The 327-nt window shown below is 42.5% G+C and carries 1 protein-coding gene; it reads left to right on the top strand.

The window, feature by feature from the left end:
* On the top strand, positions 1-327 hold a 327-nt coding region (locus ACQRBT_RS28320; RefSeq protein ID WP_427851704.1), incomplete at both ends, for a hypothetical protein.

Consider the following 327-nt stretch of genomic DNA (forward strand, 5'->3'; position numbering starts at 1 on the left):
TGCGTAAGCCATCTTTTGTGGCAAATTACTACGACGCTCTCGACAATTACATCCGCAATCTTCGTGACCCGTCACAACCTAAGGATGCTGCTACAAAAAATTATGTCGATAGTGTGGCTAACTCTAACCTGAACCATACGTTAAGAACGCCAGAGGCTATTCCATCGTTGCCTGGCATTGATCAACGAAAAAATAAAATTGTGGCAATGGATAATTCAGGAAATCCAATAATGGTTTTGCCTGAGTCAGGTTCTGCTGCTGATGTTCTTATAGAGTTAGCAAAGCCAACCGGGGCATCATTAATAGGTTACCCAGGATACAATAACC

It is taken from the genome of Pseudomonas sp. R19M, assembly GCF_050312585.1.
Lineage (GTDB): Bacteria > Pseudomonadota > Gammaproteobacteria > Pseudomonadales > Pseudomonadaceae > Aquipseudomonas > Aquipseudomonas palleroniana.